Origin of the sequence: Streptomyces africanus (genome assembly GCF_002150735.1) — a bacterium.
GTDB classification, from domain to species: Bacteria; Actinomycetota; Actinomycetes; order Streptomycetales; family Streptomycetaceae; genus Streptomyces; species Streptomyces africanus.
The window spans coordinates 9530-9915 of record NZ_MUKA01000311.1 but is presented as its reverse complement, the minus strand read 5'-3'; the positions used below and the strand labels follow the sequence as shown (position 1 = coordinate 9915).

Genomic DNA, 386 nt, shown 5'->3' with positions numbered 1-386 from the left:
CGGACACGGTACGGGTGCTGGCCGAGGTGCTGCCCACGCTGCTGCCCGCCGGTCTCGAACGCCGGGTGGAGCTGCGCACCCTGGGTGTTGCCCGGGTGCCGCTGACCGACGCGATCGACCGGCTGGCCGGGCTGGAGAAGGAGCCCGGCTGGTGGCGGCGGCTCTACGACAGCCTGGCCGGGGTCGACCCGGACCGGCTGTCGGGCCTGCCGGTGCCGCTCGCGGACGGGCGTACGACGATCGGGCCCCGGCAGGTTCTGCTGCCCGGCCCCGACGCCACCGGTATGGACCCGGAGACCCTGGCCCGGCTCGGGCTGAAGGTCGCCCACCCGGACGCCGCGCACCCGATCCTGGAGAAGCTGGGCGCCCTGCCCGCGACCCCGCGC

General features: G+C 76.7%; 1 pseudogene (cut by a window edge). It reads left to right on the top strand.

Annotated elements, in window-relative coordinates:
* A pseudogene (locus tag CCL05_RS32930) lies at positions 1-386 on the top strand (sacsin N-terminal ATP-binding-like domain-containing protein); its annotated part runs 1382 nt beyond the window's last position; the annotation flags it as partial.